Annotated in this window: 17 protein-coding genes, 1 tRNA gene and 2 pseudogenes; 6 read left to right on the plus strand and 14 right to left on the minus strand. The window is 43.0% G+C overall.

The annotated features are described in order from the left end of the window. Positions 1-64: 64 nt before the first annotated feature. Both HXN26_RS01730 and HXN26_RS10885 read left to right on the plus strand, forming a co-directional pair. Positions 65-1,999 (plus strand): annotated as a pseudogene (locus tag HXN26_RS01730) (endonuclease MutS2); the annotation flags it as partial. 69 nt (positions 2,000-2,068) lie between these two features. After that, positions 2,069-2,698 (plus strand): annotated as a pseudogene (locus tag HXN26_RS10885) (Smr/MutS family protein); the annotation flags it as partial. Between the two features lie 513 nt (positions 2,699-3,211). On the opposite strand, the gene HXN26_RS01735 reads toward HXN26_RS10885, so the two are convergent. After that, positions 3,212-3,284 (minus strand) — tRNA-Met (locus tag HXN26_RS01735). Positions 3,285-3,604: 320 nt separating this feature from the next. On the opposite strand from HXN26_RS01735, the gene HXN26_RS01740 reads away from it, so the two are divergent. Next, on the plus strand, positions 3,605-4,363 hold the full coding sequence (locus tag HXN26_RS01740) for an SDR family NAD(P)-dependent oxidoreductase (protein WP_025000129.1): 759 nt from the start codon (positions 3,605-3,607) through the stop codon (positions 4,361-4,363). 93 nt (positions 4,364-4,456) lie between these two features. On the opposite strand, the gene HXN26_RS01745 is transcribed toward HXN26_RS01740, so the two are convergent. From HXN26_RS01745 to HXN26_RS01775, 7 genes are all read right to left on the minus strand, one after another. Continuing rightward, the gene (locus HXN26_RS01745) at positions 4,457-4,723 is read right to left on the minus strand and encodes a hypothetical protein (protein ID WP_273158335.1); all 267 of its coding nucleotides are present in this window, start codon (positions 4,721-4,723) and stop codon (positions 4,457-4,459) included. A gap of 98 nt (positions 4,724-4,821) precedes the next feature. After that, on the minus strand, positions 4,822-5,487 hold the full coding sequence (locus HXN26_RS01750; RefSeq protein ID WP_273158336.1) for an RluA family pseudouridine synthase: 666 nt from the start codon (positions 5,485-5,487) through the stop codon (positions 4,822-4,824). A 65-nt stretch (positions 5,488-5,552) separates the two neighbouring features. After that, positions 5,553-6,299, minus strand: coding sequence for a 3-oxoacyl-[acyl-carrier-protein] reductase (gene fabG, locus HXN26_RS01755; RefSeq protein ID WP_273158337.1), 747 nt, complete (start codon positions 6,297-6,299; stop codon positions 5,553-5,555). A 190-nt stretch (positions 6,300-6,489) separates the two neighbouring features. Then, positions 6,490-7,107: a TetR/AcrR family transcriptional regulator gene (locus tag HXN26_RS01760; RefSeq protein WP_273158338.1), complete on the minus strand. Its 618-nt coding sequence runs from the start codon at positions 7,105-7,107 to the stop codon at positions 6,490-6,492. Between the two features lie 270 nt (positions 7,108-7,377). Further along, positions 7,378-8,139, minus strand: a complete 762-nt coding sequence (locus tag HXN26_RS01765; RefSeq protein ID WP_273158339.1) for an MBL fold metallo-hydrolase — start codon at positions 8,137-8,139, stop codon at positions 7,378-7,380. A 9-nt stretch (positions 8,140-8,148) separates the two neighbouring features. Continuing rightward, positions 8,149-9,153, minus strand: coding sequence for a UDP-N-acetylmuramate dehydrogenase (gene murB / locus HXN26_RS01770; protein WP_273158340.1), 1,005 nt, complete (start codon positions 9,151-9,153; stop codon positions 8,149-8,151). 52 nt (positions 9,154-9,205) lie between these two features. Then, complete coding sequence (locus HXN26_RS01775; protein ID WP_025000123.1) at positions 9,206-10,060, minus strand: DUF4348 domain-containing protein; 855 nt, start codon at positions 10,058-10,060, stop codon at positions 9,206-9,208. Between the two features lie 163 nt (positions 10,061-10,223). Between HXN26_RS01775 and pheS the strand changes: the two genes are divergently transcribed. Continuing rightward, complete coding sequence (gene pheS, locus HXN26_RS01780; protein WP_025000122.1) at positions 10,224-11,264, plus strand: phenylalanine--tRNA ligase subunit alpha; 1,041 nt, start codon at positions 10,224-10,226, stop codon at positions 11,262-11,264. A gap of 423 nt (positions 11,265-11,687) precedes the next feature. On the opposite strand, the gene HXN26_RS01785 is transcribed toward pheS, so the two are convergent. The 6 genes from HXN26_RS01785 to HXN26_RS01810 form a co-directional block, all read right to left on the minus strand. Further along, positions 11,688-12,269, minus strand: a complete 582-nt coding sequence (locus HXN26_RS01785; RefSeq protein WP_273158341.1) for an SMI1/KNR4 family protein — start codon at positions 12,267-12,269, stop codon at positions 11,688-11,690. Positions 12,270-12,399: 130 nt separating this feature from the next. Further along, a complete protein-coding gene (locus tag HXN26_RS01790; protein WP_273158342.1) occupies positions 12,400-12,831 on the minus strand; it encodes a hypothetical protein in 432 nt (143 codons plus the stop codon). 21 nt (positions 12,832-12,852) lie between these two features. Further along, positions 12,853-13,359, minus strand: a complete 507-nt coding sequence (locus HXN26_RS01795; RefSeq protein WP_025000119.1) for a gamma carbonic anhydrase family protein — start codon at positions 13,357-13,359, stop codon at positions 12,853-12,855. Between the two features lie 55 nt (positions 13,360-13,414). After that, positions 13,415-13,990: a Maf-like protein gene (locus tag HXN26_RS01800; RefSeq protein ID WP_273158343.1), complete on the minus strand. Its 576-nt coding sequence runs from the start codon at positions 13,988-13,990 to the stop codon at positions 13,415-13,417. An 80-nt stretch (positions 13,991-14,070) separates the two neighbouring features. Further along, positions 14,071-14,589 carry a KdsC family phosphatase gene (locus HXN26_RS01805; RefSeq protein WP_273158344.1) on the minus strand — a complete coding sequence of 173 codons (519 nt, stop codon included), beginning with the start codon at positions 14,587-14,589 and terminating at the stop codon, positions 14,071-14,073. Between the two features lie 36 nt (positions 14,590-14,625). Next, the gene (locus HXN26_RS01810) at positions 14,626-15,399 is read right to left on the minus strand and encodes a Rossmann-like and DUF2520 domain-containing protein (protein WP_273158345.1); all 774 of its coding nucleotides are present in this window, start codon (positions 15,397-15,399) and stop codon (positions 14,626-14,628) included. A gap of 220 nt (positions 15,400-15,619) precedes the next feature. Here HXN26_RS01810 and HXN26_RS01815 point away from each other — a divergent pair, with 220 nt between their 5' ends. Then, a complete protein-coding gene (locus HXN26_RS01815; RefSeq protein WP_273158346.1) occupies positions 15,620-16,513 on the plus strand; it encodes a GNAT family N-acetyltransferase in 894 nt (297 codons plus the stop codon). Between the two features lie 70 nt (positions 16,514-16,583). Beyond that, positions 16,584-17,336, plus strand: a complete 753-nt coding sequence (gene kdsB, locus HXN26_RS01820; protein ID WP_273158347.1) for a 3-deoxy-manno-octulosonate cytidylyltransferase — start codon at positions 16,584-16,586, stop codon at positions 17,334-17,336. Positions 17,337-17,417: the final 81 nt, after the last annotated feature.

Raw genomic sequence — 17,417 nt, forward strand, 5'->3', positions numbered from 1 at the left:
TAACTTTGTCGCTCTAAATATGCCTATATTAAGGCACACGATAACGACAATTTTACAAACAAAGATGATATATCCCAACAATTTTGAGCAGAAAATAGGCTTTAACGAAATACGTACGCTTTTGCGAGAACACTGTCTTTCTACACTCGGACAAGAACAAGTGGACAGCATGGAGTTCTCTATCGACACACAACAAATAAATCGTTGGTTGGCAGAAGTGCGCGAATTTAGACGTATTCAGGAAGGTACGGAAGTCTTTCCGCTCGACAATGTGTTTGACGTTAGGGCGAGTGTGGCACGCATTCGCCTTGAAGGTACACACATGGAAGAGGACGAACTCTTCGATTTAAAGCGTTCGTTGGAAACCATCATCGCTGTTGTGAAGTTCTTAAGTGCTGGAGACGAACTGCCTAATGGCGACATTCAGCACACTTATCCTGCTCTTTATGCACTTGCTGATGGCGTGGCGATCTTCCCAATATTGGTGCAACGCATCAGTCAAATTATCGATAAATTCGGTAAAATGCGCGATTCGGCATCGCCAGACCTACTCCAAATACGCAGAGAACTGGCTCGAGTGGAAAGCAGTATATCGCGAACGCTGAACCGTATCTTGCTTTCTGCACAGAGCGAAGGTGTGGTTGACCGTGATGTAACGCCTACAATGCGCGACGGAAGACTGGTTATTCCAGTGGCACCAGGTATGAAACGCAAGATATCGGGCATTGTTCACGACGAGAGTGCGACTGGAAAGACGGTCTTTATAGAGCCTACTGAGGTGGTAGAAGCCAACAATAAGATACGCGAATTGGAGAATGAAGAACGCAAAGAGATAATTCGTATCCTCCGAGAGTTCGCTAAATTGGTGCGTCCATACGTACGAGAGATACTCGATTCATACCATTTCCTCGCCTTAATCGACTTCATTCGTGCGAAAGCAGAGCTGGCTCGCATGTTCAAAGCCATTGAACCAGAGGTTGGAACAGAGCCTCATGTGGACTTCATACGTGCCATTCACCCGCTATTACAGATTTCATTATCGAGAAAACAGCGTACGGCTGAGAACAGCGATGCCCCTTTAACAGTGGTTCCGCTGGACATTCAACTCACAAAAGAGAAACGTTTGCTCATTATCTCGGGCCCTAACGCAGGCGGAAAGTCGGTTTGTCTGAAAACCGTCGGACTGCTTCAATATATGCTTCAATGCGGTCTTTCAATCCCAGTGAGTGAGCGTTCCACTGCAGGAACGTTCAAAAACCTCATGATTGACATAGGAGATGAACAGAGTATTGAGAACGATTTGAGTACATACTCGTCTCATTTGATGAACATGAAGAACATGATGAAGCAGGCAGATCGCCATACGCTCATCTTAATAGACGAGTTTGGTACTGGAACTGAGCCTCAAATAGGTGGTGCTATCGCTGAATCTGTGTTGAAACAGTTCTGGAAAAAGCAGGCGTGGGCGGTGATAACGACCCACTATCAGAATCTAAAGCACTTTGCAGAAGACCATAAAGGTGTTGCAAACGGGGCGATGTTGTACGACCGCCACGAGATGCGACCACTCTTTCAGTTGGCTATTGGCAGACCAGGGAGTTCGTTTGCCATTGAAATAGCGCGCAAAACGGGTATCCCCGAAGAGGTTATCAGCGACGCTTCAGCCATTGTTGGCTCGGATTATATACAGAGTGATAAGTTCTTACAGGACATTGTTAGGGACAAACGCTACTGGGAAACAAAGCGACAGACCGTGCATAGCCACGAAAAAGAACTGGAACGAACCATTGCCAAATATGAAAAGGAAATGGAAGAGTTGCGACAAAGTCGTAAGGAAATCATTAAAAAGGCAAAGGCGGAAGCTGAGGAGATAATCCGAGAAAGCAACAAACGCATTGAAAACGTTATACGAGAGATTCGTGAACAGCAGGCAGAGAAGGAGTCAACCAAGCGTATTCGCCAAGAACTTGCTGAATACGAGCAGGCTATGCTTAACGATTCTATAGCCGCTTTAAAGAGTAAAAGCAAGTCGAAAGTCAAGAAATCAACCAATAAACAGGCGATGCGAGAAGGCGGTTTGATGTCTGACGAAGAACTAAAGGCTAAGATTGAGAAGATAAAAAATAGGAAAGAGCGACACGAACGCCATTTGCAGGAGAAGGAAGAACGCAAGCAAAATGCTGCCGAAGAACTGAAAGCTGCTGCACAGAAACGTGCTGCTAACCGTCCAATCGGTGTCGGCGACTCAGTGCGCATAAAGGGATTGACTTCTATTGGTAAGGTTGAGACAACCGACGGTAAGCAAGCTATGGTGATATTTGGTGATATGCGCACTAAGATGGCGGTATCTCGATTAGAGCATGTGGACGCTGCTACACTACAAGAAAGCCAAAAACAGTTTGCAGCATACAATTATAGTCGACAGACGCGTGAAACGATTGATCAGCATCGCAACCAATTTAAGCAAGAAATAGACGTGCGTGGCATGCGTACGGACGAGGCGATTAACCAAGTGCAATACTTCATTGACGATGCCATACTTGTGGGAGTAGGGCAAGTTCGCATACTTCATGGTAAGGGAAATGGTATTTTGCGCACCATGATTCGCCAGTATTTGAACTTTATTCCCAATGTGAAAAGCTGCCGAGACGAGCATGTTCAGTTTGGTGGAGCAGGCATAACGGTTGTGGAATTATAGGGCTTAAAGAGGCTAATAGGGCTCTGTTGCATAGAATTTCTAGTTCTTATAGAAACTCTAGTAATTCTATTTAAAAAGCTGAGGTAGGCATAACGGTTGTGGAATTATAGGGCTTAAAGAGGTTTGTAGGGCTCTGTTGCATAGAATTTCTAGTTTTTATAGAAACTCTAGTAACTCTATTTAAAAAGCTAAAAACACCCCGCAACTTTGTAAAGATAATTCCGAAGAAAAACGATAGTAGCGTTTCTACATAGCAAAACAGGCTCTTTTACGATGCAATAGTGCCTGTTTTACCGTGCAAAACAGCCGCTTTTGCAATGCAAAACAATGGGTATTGCAACGCGCTGATAGTAAGGCGGTTGTGTAAGATCATCTATTCTGTAAAATGTTTACACTTTTATCGCTCTAATATTTTAGCGTTCAAACATTGTTTTGGCACTTGTAAGAGAAAGGAGTAGGGGGTATATAATGAAAGAAAGTCGTTCCTTTTGAGAACGACTTTCGTTTGTTTAGTTGCGGGTGCAAGACTCGAACATGCGACCTCCAGGTTATGAGCCTGGCGAGCTACCAACTGCTCCAACCCGCGATATTAACCATTTGCAATTTTAAAAAAAGTTATTTGGACTTGTTCCTGAATTGCGATTGCAAAGTTACACAATTCTTTTGAAACGTGCAAAATATTGTGGAAAGAATGAAAGAAAAGTACTCTATTTTAACATTAGTAAACATTTTAAGCCTTTAAAAAGTTCATAAGTGGGTGGAATATAATTTTGGTAAGTAAATAATTTCTATTACCTTTGTCATTCATTTTACCTATTGCCGCAAGGGTAAAGGTGGATATGAAACATAAACAACAATTATATGGTGTGGCATAACAGCCACGCTGCAACTTAGACAATATAATACATGGAAAAGAAAATTGTAATGGTTACGGGCGCAACAAGCGGTATCGGCGAGGCTTGCGCTAAGAAATTTGCACAAGGTGGATACGATGTTATCATCACAGGACGTCGTAAAGAAAAGCTTGACACACTAAAAAAGGAACTCGAAAATATGGGTGCTGAAGTGCTGGCCATGCAGTTCGACGTGCGCGAACGCGAGGCTGCGAAGAAGGCAATAGAGTTCTTGAAAGGTAAGTGGGCTACTATCGATGTGCTGATAAACAACGCTGGGCTTGCATTGGGCTTGGATAAGGAGTACGAAGGCGACTTTGAAGATTGGGATATAATGATAGATACCAATATAAAAGGCTTGCTGAACATGACTCGTTTTGTAGTGCCTGCAATGGTGAAGCGTAACGAAGGACACGTTATCAATATTGGTTCGGTGGCTGGCGATGCAGCTTATGCGAACGGAAATGTGTATTGCGCTACTAAGGCAGCGGTGAAAACAATTACCGATGGTTTGCGTATTGACGTAGCAGAGAGCAACGTTCGTGTTACAAATGTAAAGCCTGGATTGGTGCAAACCAACTTCTCGAATGTTCGTTTCCATGGCGATGATGCCCGCGCCGATAATGTTTACAAGGGTGTGAAGCCGCTAACGGGCGACGATATAGCCGATGTTGCATTCTATGCAGCAAGCGCTCCTGCTCACGTTCAGATTGCTGAAGTGCTCGTTTTGGCTACACATCAAGCCAGCGGGTCGGTGATTGTGAGAAAGTAAACGGGGGTATTGTAGTGCAATAATCTCGAAAACTAAAAGGCGAAGTAGGGGAATGTCGTGGTTGCGGCAGTCCCTTACTTCGCCTTTTGGTATTTATGTGCGTGGCTTCTTCAGCTTTTCTTTTAGTCGTTTAAAGCTTTTTACGCCTAAGATAGTTAATCCGCTATATTGGAATGTCTTTGCTAATCCGAAGAAAATAAACCACAATATGCCTTTTGTTGTAGCAGAATTGTCGAGCGATAATTGGGCAAAAGAGGCTATATAGAACGGAACACACATGGCCAAAACGATGATGCCAGTGCGAAACGACAGACTTTTAAGCCACGCTATGAAGCGTTTCAATACAGTAGGTGTTGTCATTTAATGGTTTGTTTGTTATCCCTCAGAGGGAGCGTTTCCTTATTATAGAAATGTGCAAGTAAACTTTTTGCTGCTTGTTTTAGTTTGCGGAAACGTGCTTATCGGAAGTTATCCCACACCTTTTCAGCGGGTAAAGGCGAAACCACAGCTATGTTTTCTTTGCTTACGGGGTGTATAAACTCAACCGTATGACTGAGTAATGATATGCTACCGTCAGGGTTTGAGCGGCGCGCGCCGTACTTTAAGTCGCCTTTAATAGTGCAACCAATGGCCGAAAGTTGGCATCGTATCTGATGATGGCGACCTGTTAGTAGATTCACCTCGAGCAAAGTGTAATGCTCTGTCTGCCCAATGGTTTTATATTTTAATATTGCTTTCTTTGCATTAGGCACTTCGTGGTTGTGCGCATAGCTTTTGTTTTGCTTTTCGTTGCGTACCAACCAGTGGGTCAGTGTACCTTCCGACTCTACTGGTGGTGTCTGAACCATCGCCCAATAAGTCTTCTTCACCTCTCCATTTCTGAACATATCGTTTAGTCGAGATAGTGCTTTCGACGTCTTAGCGAAGACTACTAACCCCGACACAGGGCGGTCTAAACGATGCACTACGCCCAGAAACACATTGCCAGGCTTGGCATATTTTTCTTTTATCCACGCCTTAATGGTTTCCGAAAGCGGTTTATCGCCCGTCTTGTCGCCTTGTACTATCTCGCCGCTTTCCTTATATACGACGATAATATGGTTGTCTTCGTAGAGTACTTGCATAGTGAATGAAAGTCTATCGCCCTTCTCCTACGATGGAGAAGGGGATAGAAATATAGAAAGGAATATTACATATTCATACCGCCATCAACCTGAATGACCTGTCCAGATACGTAGCTTGAAAGGTCAGAAGCAAGGTAGAGGGCTGTGTTTGCAACGTCTTCGGTTGTTCCACCACGGCGCATAGGAATCTTTGCAGCCCATTCTTTGCGAATATCCTCAGAGAGTTGCTCTGTCATAGCGGTCTCAATGAAGCCAGGAGCAATAGCATTAGCACGCAAACCCTTAGGTCCCATCTCCTGTGCAACGCTCTTTGCCAAAGCAATCATACCTGCTTTAGATGCTGCATAGTTAGCTTGTCCAGCGTTACCGTGTACACCTACTACACTCGCCATGTTGATAATGCTACCTCCACGTTGGCGCATCATTACTGGAATACATGCGTGAATGAAGTTAAAGGCACTCTTTAGGTTCACAGCAATAACTGCGTCCCACTGCGCTTCAGTCATTCGAAGCATCAAACCATCCTTAGTTATGCCTGCATTATTGACAAGTACGTCGATGCTACCGAACTCTTCCTTCACTTGTTTAACTACTTCTTCAGTCTGAGAGAAGTCTGCTGCGTTGCTCGCATAGCCTTTACACTTAACTCCAAGTGCCGCTATTTCAGCTTCAGTAGCCTTTCCGTTTTCGTCAATAACGAGATCTGTGAATGCAATATTAGCACCTTCACTTGCAAACTTAATGGCGATAGCCTTACCTATACCACGTGCAGCTCCTGTGATGAGGGCTGTTTTACCTGTTAATAATCCCATGTTCTGTTTGTGTTTATTTTGTTAATACCAATGTTCTTAATATGTTTTGCTCACAATTTTTGTTGCTATTGTCTATATATAAAATATGTGTTAGCATCGTCTTATTGTGTTATAATCTGTCTTTTCAAGGCAAAATATCTACATTTTCAATGCGCAATGCCTGCTTTTTTGCTTAAGATAGTTTACTTTCTTAATAGCTATTATCTTCGCGTTTGGGCTTTCCCATCTTGTTTCCGAGTGCTCCGTACACCACTTTAGCTACGAGAGGGCGACTGCTTTCTTCGGTAAGACCATGTCCGAGACGGCCGTATATGAATGGAACTTCGAGACCTTTGATACAATAATGGGTTATATCGGCAACCAAATCAACGTTGTCGATGTCGAAATCGCCGTCAGTTTTCGCTTCAGTATATACCTTTCTGAAGAGCTCTATTTCGTCTTCGTCGAAGTTCTTGCGTACTCTTTCCACCATCCAGATATTGCGAAAGAACTCCGCTCTGAGGTTTCCGTTTCGCATTACAGTCTCTTTTATCATGCTTAGGTGGGTGTAAATGAGTTCGATAATCTTGTCGTGAGGAGGTATTCGCTTCAACGCCACCTCGTCTAACTTGTCAGACAAGCGTTCCAACTCGGCCTCAATAACCGCAAAATAAACGTCGTCCTTACTTTTAAAGTAGGTGTATAGCGTGCGACGACCCTTGCCTGAGGCCTCCGCAATATCGTTCATTGTAGTGTTAGCAATACCTTTTTTTGCAAAGATTTGCCTTGCTACGTCTACAAACATCTGTCTTGTTTTGGAAATCGACATCTTTTTTCTCCTCCTAAAATACTCTTTTTTGTGTGATGAAAGTCCTACGCTTTCGACCATTGCACAATGTTATTATTATGTGCAAAAGTAGAGAAAAAAAACTAAACGCACAAGTAATTCAACAAAAATACTTATTTTTTAGGATTCTAAAGGTTGATAAATGTTTGAGATTTCCGATGAAAGATGGTGAATCTATAACCCTAACGACAACTAAAAACAAAAGAAAACAAGGTGTGTCGGAAACCTTGTTTTCTGCAACTTTATACTATCTTACACTTCAATCTCCAAGCCGTCGTAGGCAAAAAATACATTTTCGGGCAGATTGTTTTGGGCTTCTTCGTGAAAACCTATCTCGTGTGTAAGGTGTGTTAGATAGGTTCTTTTGGCCTTAATAGTACGGCTGAAGGCGATGGCATCGTCGATAAGCTGATGCGAATGATGCTCTCTCTGCCAACGTAAAGCATTCACCACGAGTGTTTCAACGCCTTCGAGATACGGCAATTCAGAAGGATTGATGGTCTTCATATCGGTGATATAGGCGATGTTTCCTATACGATAGCCCAGGATAGGGAGCTTTCCGTGTATCACTTCAATGGGTTCAACAGTGCAATCGCCTATCGGAAACGCATTATGTGGGGCGATAGCGTGCAGGTTTAGCTTAGGTACGCCAGGGTAAAGATGCTCTTTGAAGCAGTAAGGGAAGTTGTGGCGCAGTCCTTCACAAGTGTCTTCGTTAGCATAAATCTCTAAATCGGAAAGCCAACTAAAGGGGCGAAGGTCGTCAATTCCGCCTACATGGTCGTAGTGGATATGCGTTATGAGGATACCATCTATCTTCTTATAAGGTACAGGAAGTATCTGTTGGCGGAAATCGGGGCCACAATCAATGAGTATTCGTGTGGTTTCGGTTTCAAGTAAAGCCGATGTTCGCAGTCGTTTATCCTTTATATTACTGCTTTGACATACTTTACAGCTGCAGCCAATAACGGGTACTCCGTTTGAAGTTCCAGTACCTAAAAAACGTAATTTCATTGTTGTTGCTTAGCGTATGTTCACCTCTGGGTTGATTTCAATGCCGAATTTCTGCATCACATCGTGCTGAATGGTTTCGCAAAGGCGTACCACTTCGTTTCCTGTTGCCCCACCACGATTTACCAATACCAATGCTTGCTTATCGTGTACGGCAGCTTTTCCCATTGCTTTTCCTTTCCAGCCACATTGTTCTATCAGCCAACCTGCAGGTATTTTCTCGTGTTCGTTGTCGATAGAATAGTGGGGCATACCTTCGTATTGTTGTGCTAATTCGTTATATTTCTGTGTCGATACCACTGGATTCATAAAGAAACTGCCAGCATTGCCCAGTACTTTTGGGTCGGGTAACTTGGCATTTCTAATCTCAGTAATAACCTCTCGGAGTTCGGTAGCCGTAGGAAAGTTGATTCCTTTTACTGCTAAAGCAGCACGAATGTTACCATAATCCAATTTAGGTTCATAGGTTTTAGAAAGCTTATAGGTTACTGCGGTGATGAGAAAGCGGTCCCGCCATGTGTGTTTGAACTTACTTTGGCGATAGCAATAGTCACATTCGTCGTTCGTAAAACGACAAATACGACCTGTTTTAATCTCTACAGCCTCCACAGACACTATCAAATCCTTTGCTTCCACGCCATAAGCGCCAATGTTTTGCACTGCGCTGGCGCCTACTTCGCCCGGTATTATGGATAAATTCTCTGCTCCGTAGAGTCCATTAGCTACGCAATAGGCCACGAAATCGTCCCAAACGTAGCCCGAACCACAGCGAACGTGGCAAGAATCAATCTGTTCGAGAAAGCGAATACCTGAATGTAACACTGTTCCATCATAATCGGCAGTGAGCAATAAGTTGCTTCCTCCACCGAGAATAAGTAAAGGTTGGTCGGCATCGGTAAGCATTTTAGCCACCTGTTGTGCCTCTTCCACCGAATTATATTCTATGAATCGTTTGCATTTAGCTTCGATTCCGAACGTGTTATGCCTTAGCAGGCTGTAGTCTTTCTCGTCTATCATAGTCCCTTTCAGGTTGTCTTTCGTTCCTATTCCTTTTAAATAGCTTTGCTTTTTAGTAGGCAATAATCTTCTCTAAGCGCCAATCGTTGCCCTTTTGCTTGAACTCTAGCTGTGTTTCAACACCATTAGAGAGTCCTCGGAACACAAGTATTTTCTTCTTACCTTCACCATATTTCTGCCCGTAAAGTATGTTGTAGATGTAGTTTTTAGGTACTTCTGGAAGGTAAGTGCTCCATTCTGACGCAGGAATTGTAGTGTTTACCTTGTTCGTACCTTCTCCTTCAGGGTCTAAACCAGAGTATGGCAGTGGGTTTTTAATGCTTCCTCGTCCGTCGTTAGCAAAGAATTTCTTCAAGAAATTGAGGAAAGAAGTGTTCTTTTTCTGCTCGAAGCTGACGTTCATAATCTTGTTCATCTTCCATTTACCATCTTGATGGTCGAAGCAAAACTGCTTTGCTATACCTTGATGCAAGTTGATTTTTTCCACGATTACAGTGTCAAGTTCAGTTGATTTAGCGTATTTAGCTTGCTCTTCGTTGTCGAAAATCAGCGTGTAATAGCCTTGTGGACGGAAGAATCTTTCCATTTTCCAATTGTTACGTGCTATCTGTTTCGTCATGTTTCCATTGGTTTCAACAGGCAACGGGAACTTGATGCGATTCAGTTGCAACTTTTTATTGGCGATAAAGTTGAAGAAAAAGTCGTCGAAAAGTTGGTCGGCGGCTTTTGGCATAGGGGTTTCTGCAATGATTTCTGTTACCGAATCTACTGTATCAGTAGTGTCAGTAGTGGCTATTGGGTCAGCTTTTGCAGAATCAGCTGGCTCTACCTTTTTGTTGTTACAGCCTGTTGTGAAGCATAACATAGCTACACACAGACCAAAGACAAGTAAAATAGCTTTTCTCATATTCTAATAAATGTAATTCTCAAATTATGATGCAAAAGTACTACATTTATTTTATAATAATGTTGTAAAGTCAATATAATAATGCTGTAAAGGTAATAATTTTCTTTCATAGCGTTTCCCTGTTCAAATTATATATTGTATCTTTGCACTAAAATTAGGAATTATGATTCTCGAAAAGATAGAAGAACTATTAAAGGAAGTGAGTGTTGTTTCGGCTAAGAATGCCGAAGACGTAGAGCAACTCCGCTTGAAATATCTCAGTAAAAAGGGCGAAATAAACGCTTTAATGGGCGAATTCCGCAACGTTGCAGCCGATCAGAAGAAGGTTGTAGGCATGAAAATCAACGAGCTAAAGCAGCTTGCGCAAAACAAAATCAACGATTTGCGCGAACAATTGGAGTCATGTGAAGCACAAAGCAACGATATAGACCTTACTCGAACAGCCTATCCAGTGGAGTTAGGCACCCGTCATCCGCTTTCATTGGTAAAGAAAGAGATTATAGATATATTTGCACGAATGGGCTTTACCCTCTATCAGGGACCGGAAATCGATGACGATCAGCATGTATTTACGATGCTTAACTTCGCAGCGGACCACCCAGCGCGCGACATGCAAGACACTTTCTTTATAGAACGCAGCAGCACTATGGACGTAACAAAGAACGTTTTGCTGCGCAGTCATACTTCTAACGACGAGGCACACTATATGTCTACCCACGAGCCACCTATCCGTGTGCTCTGTCCGGGGCGTGTTTACCGCAACGAAGCCATCAGTGCGCGTGCGCATTGCTTCTTCCATCAGGTTGAAGGATTGTATGTAGACAAGAACGTTAGCTTCACTGATTTGAAGCAAGTGTTACTTACTTTCGCACGCGAAATGTTTGGAGCAGACACCAAAATACGCTTGCGTCCAAGCTATTTCCCCTTCACTGAACCCAGTGCAGAGATGGATATAAGCTGTAATATATGCGGTGGCGAAGGCTGTGGGTTCTGTAAACACACTGGTTGGGTAGAGATTTTAGGCTGTGGAATGGTCGATCCTCACGACCTTGAAGCTTGTGGTATCGACTCATCGGTTTACACTGGCTATGCATTTGGTATGGGTGTAGAACGTATTACCAACCTTAAGTATCGTGTTAGCGACCTCCGTTTGTTCTCGGAAAACGATGTTCGCTTCTTGAAAGAATTTGAAAGTGCAGAGTAAAAGCGTTCGCTTGATAATATAATAATGTAGGGGACAAGTTGCAATAACTTGTCCCCTATATTGTTTTCTTACTATTTTTAAAATCCGATGGAACCTTAATGTCTACCCACTTCTTTTTATTTCTGATAGCTTTATAGCAACTTCTCCATGCTTATAAATCCATAAACAGCGACCTCAAAAAATGTAAAGATTGTAGAAGATAGTTCGTTCTGTGTAACTACCACATTGTCAATACTTGCAATACCTATTGTTTTGCAATGTAAAAGGGCCTATATTGCACGGCAAAACAGGCTCTTTTGCGTCGTAAAACAGGCACTATTGCAATGCAAAACAATCTGACCCGTTTTTTAATAGAATTTTCTTTACAAAATAAAACGATGTACAATGCTTTCTTTGCGTAGGGAAATCGTAGAAGAAGGACAACTATTCTATGGTGTCAAAGCACCGAAATGTGTTGGGAAGTGGGTGTGTGGCGTAGGGTAGAAGTTCTTTATATTGGTTGTCATCAGTTAGTTTTTGTATTGCCTCATATAGATTATCAGCTACCTTTTGCATTGCCAATCCTCTGAAATCCGTTATGTAAATGTCCATTTCACCGCTTTCATTGCTGCCCGATGTAAGGTCCCAAAAGAGGTATTCGCCATTGTTGCTACAAGCAAAAGGGTAGAGGTTTTGCAGTATGGAGGTGGTAACTTCAGGTGCAACATCGAACCAAAGTTCTCCATTTATAACATCGTCATAATACGTTGAGCGTATTTCAGCCGACCTTACAAATAGGGAGTCGCCATAGTTTCCCATCGGAATGTATATATGAAACATATCGGCTGTAAGACCATACCCATATTTTCGTACAAAATCTACATAGGAAACGGGAAACGTTCGTCCATTTTCGAATGTGTGAGAACTTAACGTTTGTAAGTCTCCAAAACTGTTTTGCGTACCTATTATCTCAAGTTTAAATTTGTTTACCTTATCCATGACAAAGTGTTTTCGGTCTTTATACATTATCGTTTCAGCAACTTTCTATTGTATTTCTGCGGTTCCGAAATTCTTAAAACCATTATGAAGCATCGTATTGCATGCGAGCTGAAAGTGCAGTTATGAATAGGATAGCCAGAAATTCAACAGAAATAACTCAGTCTAAGTCCTGACTCCAGTCGATAGAATCGCCAAACCAACCATTCTTTTGTCCTAATTCCAGGACCCGCTTTTTAAACTGTTCTCCATCGAAACTGGGGTTATCTTTAACAAATTCCTTATTACCAAGACCTTTGTCCAACCATTGTAGAAAGATAATACCCAGTTCAAACTGTTGTTCTATCTGATATTTCGTTTCGTAATCCTCAACCGAAACACAGAAGTCAATGGTCAGATACTTGTCTTGTTTCGCATAGCGAACAAACGATTTCCTATTGTACGATTCAGGCAAACAACGAATAGCAACACCAATCGATACCTCTTCGGTTGCAAAATCGTTGTTTATTTCCTCTACCAAAATATCTCTTAAAGCATCTCCAAGAAGGCCAACCTTTGCGCCAGCAGTGTCTGTTACTATCGAAAAATTCATTGAGAAGTGTCTCCTTTCTAATTATTCCTCGTCCTCGTACCACTTCTTGATATACAGATAATGGTCGGCAAACAAACGCGATTGTCCTGGTTTGGCATCCTTGATGCGCTTGGCTGGAATGCCGCCCCATATCTCGTTGGGAGGAATTATCGTACCTTGCAGTACCACAGCCCCTGCTGCTATCATCGAATTTTCGCCCACTTCGGCATTGTCCAGTACCGTAGCGTTCATGCCAATGAGGGCGTTTTTGCGGATAGTAGCGCCATGTACCACTGCCGAATGACCTATGCTGGCACCGTCTTCAATCACTACTGGCTTGCCTTCGGTCTGATGTATGCACGCCAAATCCTGCACATTCACCTCGTTTCCCATTATAATGGCGTCTACATCGGCCCGTATTACCGCACCAAACCACACCGAACAATCGTTGCCCATGGTTATATTACCTGCCAATGTAGCGTTTTCGGCGAAGTAGCAACGCTCTCCCCACTTTGGACTTTTGCCCCTTGCTGATTTTATCAGAGCCATCTTTCTTTGTATTTTATTGTTGTTTTCTTTTGTTTAAATGTCGTTAGTACATTTGCTAAAGGTTATTTAGCTCTTCCCAAATGCGCTGCACGGGCAGTCCCATCACATTGAAATAGCTGCCTTCAAGCGCTGTAACACCAACGTAGCCAATCCATTCCTGTATGCCGTAAGCACCAGCCTTGTCTAACGGAGAATAGGTTTCAACATAGTATTCAATCTCTTTTTCCGTCAGATTCTTAAATGTTACGTCTGTCGAAACCGAGAAACAATGCTGCTTTTCCGTCGTTGTTAGGCACACACCGGTAACCACTTGATGCTTCCGACCGCTTATTTTGCGCAACATTTCCTTCGCTTCGTCATTGTTAGCAGGCTTTCCAAGAATCTTGTTGCCCACTATTACCACTGTGTCTGCCGTAATAATAAGCTCGTGTTCAGTTATTGTATCTTTGTAAGCATTGGCCTTTTCGCGGCTGATATAGCCAGCAACGTCTGCAGGAGCGGCACTTTCGGGATAAGTTTCCGCTATGTCTGGCTGCACACGCACGTCGAATGCAATGTCAAGACCACGCAACAGCTCTTTCCTTCTTGGCGAATTGCTCGCCAATATAATATGATAATCTTTGAAACTCATAGTTGTTTTATTTCTCTTTTCGTATTAGTTCTAACGTTGTTTCCAATGCTTTGTTGGCAAAAACAACGATTTCAACAGAGTTACCACCCAAAGGCTTTTGCGTTTTTCAGCCACTTTCCCTGTGCACGAAGCACCTGTTCGATGATATCACGAGCCACTCCCATGCCGCCTTCATAGTCGCTTACGTAGTCGGAAATAACTTTAATGTCTGCGCAAGCGTCCTTTGGACAGCACGAACAGCCCGCTCTTTGCATGATTTCGTAGTCGGGAATGTCGTCGCCAACGTATATAATCTCTTCTGGTTGTAAGCCGTTCTCCTTCAGATATGCGTCCCATGTGTTCAGTTTAATGGCGCAATTAAGGAACACATCTTGTACTCCGAGATAAGCATAGCGCTTTCTTATTTCCTCGTTGCGGCCCCCTGTCATTATCGCAACCTTTAGTCCGAGCTTCACCGCCAGCTGTATGGCATAGCCGTCTTTAATGTTCATGGTTCTTATGGGGTCGCCTTCGCTGTTCATGGCAACCGTGTTTTGCGATAGAACTCCGTCTACATCGAAAACAATAGCCTTTATTTTCTTTAACTCGTAGTTTATCATTGCATTATAATAAATAGTTAAATGTTTTCTATATGCTTATTTTTTACTTTTCTCATGAATGCTTTTTGCCATCAGCTCGTATATTTTTTGTGCTTTTGGATTGTCGTTCATAAGTTGCATTTGTGCCTCAATAATGTTTTCATCGTAACGAATGGCAGGTCCTGTTTGTGCCTCACGAGGCGACAATTCGTGTATTTTTCTTGCCGTTTCATCAGTCAATGGCAACATAACATCGAAGGGAAGATCCACCTTTTGCAGTACTTCTGCTGCCAAATCATAGCAATGATTGACGTAATTGCATGCCCATACGGCTGCCAAATGCAGATAACGGCGGTCAGTAGAAGACAATTCTTGAACGTTATCGCTAACCGATTGTGCCACGCCAATAATGGTTTGCATCGTTGAAATACTATTTGCTTCAACGAAAACAGGAATGTTACGGAAATCGACAATACGTGTTTTAGAGAACGTTTGCATCGGATAGAGTACGCCATAGCGCTCTGTTCGTCCACGAAACACATCAATTGGCATCGAGCCAGCGGTATGAACGAACAGCTTTTCGCTACGATTGGGACATATTTTGCCGATAACTTCATGGAGAACACTATCCTTTAGTGCGATAATATAAAGGTCGGCATCGTTCGTTATAGTCTCCAAATCGTCTGTTGGCACGGCGTTCAGCCTTTCAGCCAACTGCTTTGCTGCCGCCATCGTTCGGCTATAAACCTGCACAATGTCGTGTTTGGCGTTGTAAAGAGCATGCCCTAAAACGGTGGCAAGATTGCCGGCACCTATCAATGCTATCTTCATAATAAGTACAAAATTACTAAAAATAAGGAGAAAAGCTAAGCTTTCCTCGCTTTTTTACAAAACATTTGCTATTTTTGCAAGTGCTGTGTACGAGCCAGTTTCGTGCATATTTCATTGTGTTTTGACCGCTTTATTGATGCAGACCCAGATATTTACACACAGCAAAGACCTGCCAACGCTTTGCGAAGGCAACTTCTTTCACAGTCGGGACTTGTTCTGTATGTTAGAACAAACGCCACGATTGCAGCCGTGTATGGTGGTTGTTACCAACGAAAAGGGCGAAACCATCGCGCAAATACTGGCACAAATCCGTAGCAAACGACGTATTCTCGGTCTCAATTTCACTCGCAGAGCCCGCATATATGGGGAAGGAGTGTATCGTAACGATGTCGATTTTACAGAGAAAACTAAGCTGTTCGATGATATGATGGACGCTCTTGTGCATTACATGCTGCGGCATTGGTGCTACCATATCGAGCTAAGCGATATGTCAAAGAAGATGTTTGGCTATCGAACTCTGCGCCAACACGGCTTCGTTCCTATTCCTTGGATACAGCTACACCATTCGTTACACAGTCGAACGCCTGAAGAACGAGCTTCTGAAAAGGTGCTTCAGCGTGTTAAATATGCCATGGAGAACGGGTTTGAGACACGCGAAGCCAAAACAAAAGAGGAAATTCACCAACTCTATCGCCTCATAAAAAGATACTATTTGCTACGTAAACAGCGCTACATACCTAAGGAAACGCTGTTCCAACAGATAGGTTCCAGCCATCACGGGCATATTTATATCACCTTATACAAGGGCCACATCGTTGGAGGAAGCGTTGTTGTGGACTCTGGACGTGAGTCTATGCTGTGGTACGATGCCGCAATGGAGAAACGCTACTTGTTCTATCACCCCCACACACTGACAGTTTGGAATGCCATTAAGGAAGCCCACAGACGAGGACAAGACCACATTCACATTCTTAACATTGGACTTCCGTTCTCGCGTAGCAAGTATCGCGACTTCATGTTGAGCTTTGGTGGTAAACCAATAGGATCTTATCGGTGGTTTCGTTTTTCCAATTCTGTTATGCGCCGTTTCATGTTTTGGTACTACCAAATATAGATGTAGGAACCCATTTCGTGCGCAAACACACAGTCTATATGCAAGAAACAGAAAACAATACATATATATAATGAAAGTAATAGGAATTATCCCAGCCCGCTATGCGTCCTCTCGTTTCCCGGGTAAACCCCTCGCTAAGCTGGGTGGAAAGTATGTAATACAACGCGTTGTAGAGCAAGTTAGCTCCGTACTCAGCGATGTTTACGTTGCTACCGACGATGAACGAATCTACAATATCGTGATTTCGCTGGGTGCAAAGGCAGTAATGACAAGTTCAGACCACCAAAGTGGCACCGACCGCATAGCTGAAGCATTGGCAAAAATAGGCGGAAACTTCGATGTTGTAGTCAATATTCAGGGCGACGAACCATTTATTCAGCAGAGCCAAATAGAGACTGTTGTGGCCTGTTTCCTCGATGATGACACGCAAATAGCAACGCTTGGAAAGAAGTTTGCAACCATCGAAGAAGCTAAAAACCCCAATTCTCCAAAGATAGTTCTCGACTATCGTAGCTACGCAATGTACTTTACACGTGCTCTTGCTCCCTATGTTAGAGGCAAAGCAGAAAGCGATTGGCTTTCAGTTTATCCTTTTCTTAAACACATTGGTCTATATGCTTATCGCACAGAGGTATTAGATGAAATTACAAAACTTCCTCAATCGTCTCTCGAATTGGCTGAAGGCTTAGAGCAATTGCGTTGGTTGCAGAATGGATTTAAGATAAAAGTGGGACTTACAGATGTGGAAACTGTCGGCATAGATACCCCCGAAGATTTGCAAAGAGCAGAACAATTTCTCGCTCAACAAGGCGAGAATAAATAATAAAAAAAGTCTTTTAGTATTTACGCAACGGTGCTGTCGTTTCATTGATAGTATCGTTGCTTTTTTTGTTTTTGCCACTTT

The sequence above is a fragment of the Prevotella aurantiaca genome, from assembly GCF_015262605.1.
GTDB lineage: Bacteria > Bacteroidota > Bacteroidia > Bacteroidales > Bacteroidaceae > Prevotella > Prevotella aurantiaca.

Bases quoted from the DNA above. Each gene is read 5' to 3' on its own strand.
- HXN26_RS01760 (WP_273158338.1), bottom strand. From the start codon at position 7,107: ATGTCGATTTCCAAAACAAGACAGATGTTTGTAGACGTAGCAAGGCAA.
- HXN26_RS01775 (WP_025000123.1), bottom strand. From the start codon at position 10,060: ATGAGAAAAGCTATTTTACTTGTCTTTGGTCTGTGTGTAGCTATGTTA.
- HXN26_RS01750 (WP_273158336.1), bottom strand. From the start codon at position 5,487: ATGCAAGTACTCTACGAAGACAACCATATTATCGTCGTATATAAGGAA.
- HXN26_RS01795 (WP_025000119.1), bottom strand. From the start codon at position 13,359: ATGGCTCTGATAAAATCAGCAAGGGGCAAAAGTCCAAAGTGGGGAGAG.
- HXN26_RS01790 (WP_273158342.1), bottom strand. From the start codon at position 12,831: ATGAATTTTTCGATAGTAACAGACACTGCTGGCGCAAAGGTTGGCCTT.
- HXN26_RS01800 (WP_273158343.1), bottom strand. From the start codon at position 13,990: ATGAGTTTCAAAGATTATCATATTATATTGGCGAGCAATTCGCCAAGA.
- HXN26_RS01810 (WP_273158345.1), bottom strand. From the start codon at position 15,399: ATGAAGATAGCATTGATAGGTGCCGGCAATCTTGCCACCGTTTTAGGG.
- HXN26_RS01765 (WP_273158339.1), bottom strand. From the start codon at position 8,139: ATGAAATTACGTTTTTTAGGTACTGGAACTTCAAACGGAGTACCCGTT.
- HXN26_RS01815 (WP_273158346.1), top strand. From the start codon at position 15,620: ATGTTAGAACAAACGCCACGATTGCAGCCGTGTATGGTGGTTGTTACC.
- pheS (WP_025000122.1), top strand. From the start codon at position 10,224: ATGATTCTCGAAAAGATAGAAGAACTATTAAAGGAAGTGAGTGTTGTT.
- kdsB (WP_273158347.1), top strand. From the start codon at position 16,584: ATGAAAGTAATAGGAATTATCCCAGCCCGCTATGCGTCCTCTCGTTTC.
- fabG (WP_273158337.1), bottom strand. From the start codon at position 6,299: ATGGGATTATTAACAGGTAAAACAGCCCTCATCACAGGAGCTGCACGT.
- HXN26_RS01785 (WP_273158341.1), bottom strand. From the start codon at position 12,269: ATGTATAAAGACCGAAAACACTTTGTCATGGATAAGGTAAACAAATTT.
- HXN26_RS01740 (WP_025000129.1), top strand. From the start codon at position 3,605: ATGGAAAAGAAAATTGTAATGGTTACGGGCGCAACAAGCGGTATCGGC.
- HXN26_RS01805 (WP_273158344.1), bottom strand. From the start codon at position 14,589: ATGATAAACTACGAGTTAAAGAAAATAAAGGCTATTGTTTTCGATGTA.
- HXN26_RS01745 (WP_273158335.1), bottom strand. From the start codon at position 4,723: ATGACAACACCTACTGTATTGAAACGCTTCATAGCGTGGCTTAAAAGT.
- murB (WP_273158340.1), bottom strand. From the start codon at position 9,153: ATGATAGACGAGAAAGACTACAGCCTGCTAAGGCATAACACGTTCGGA.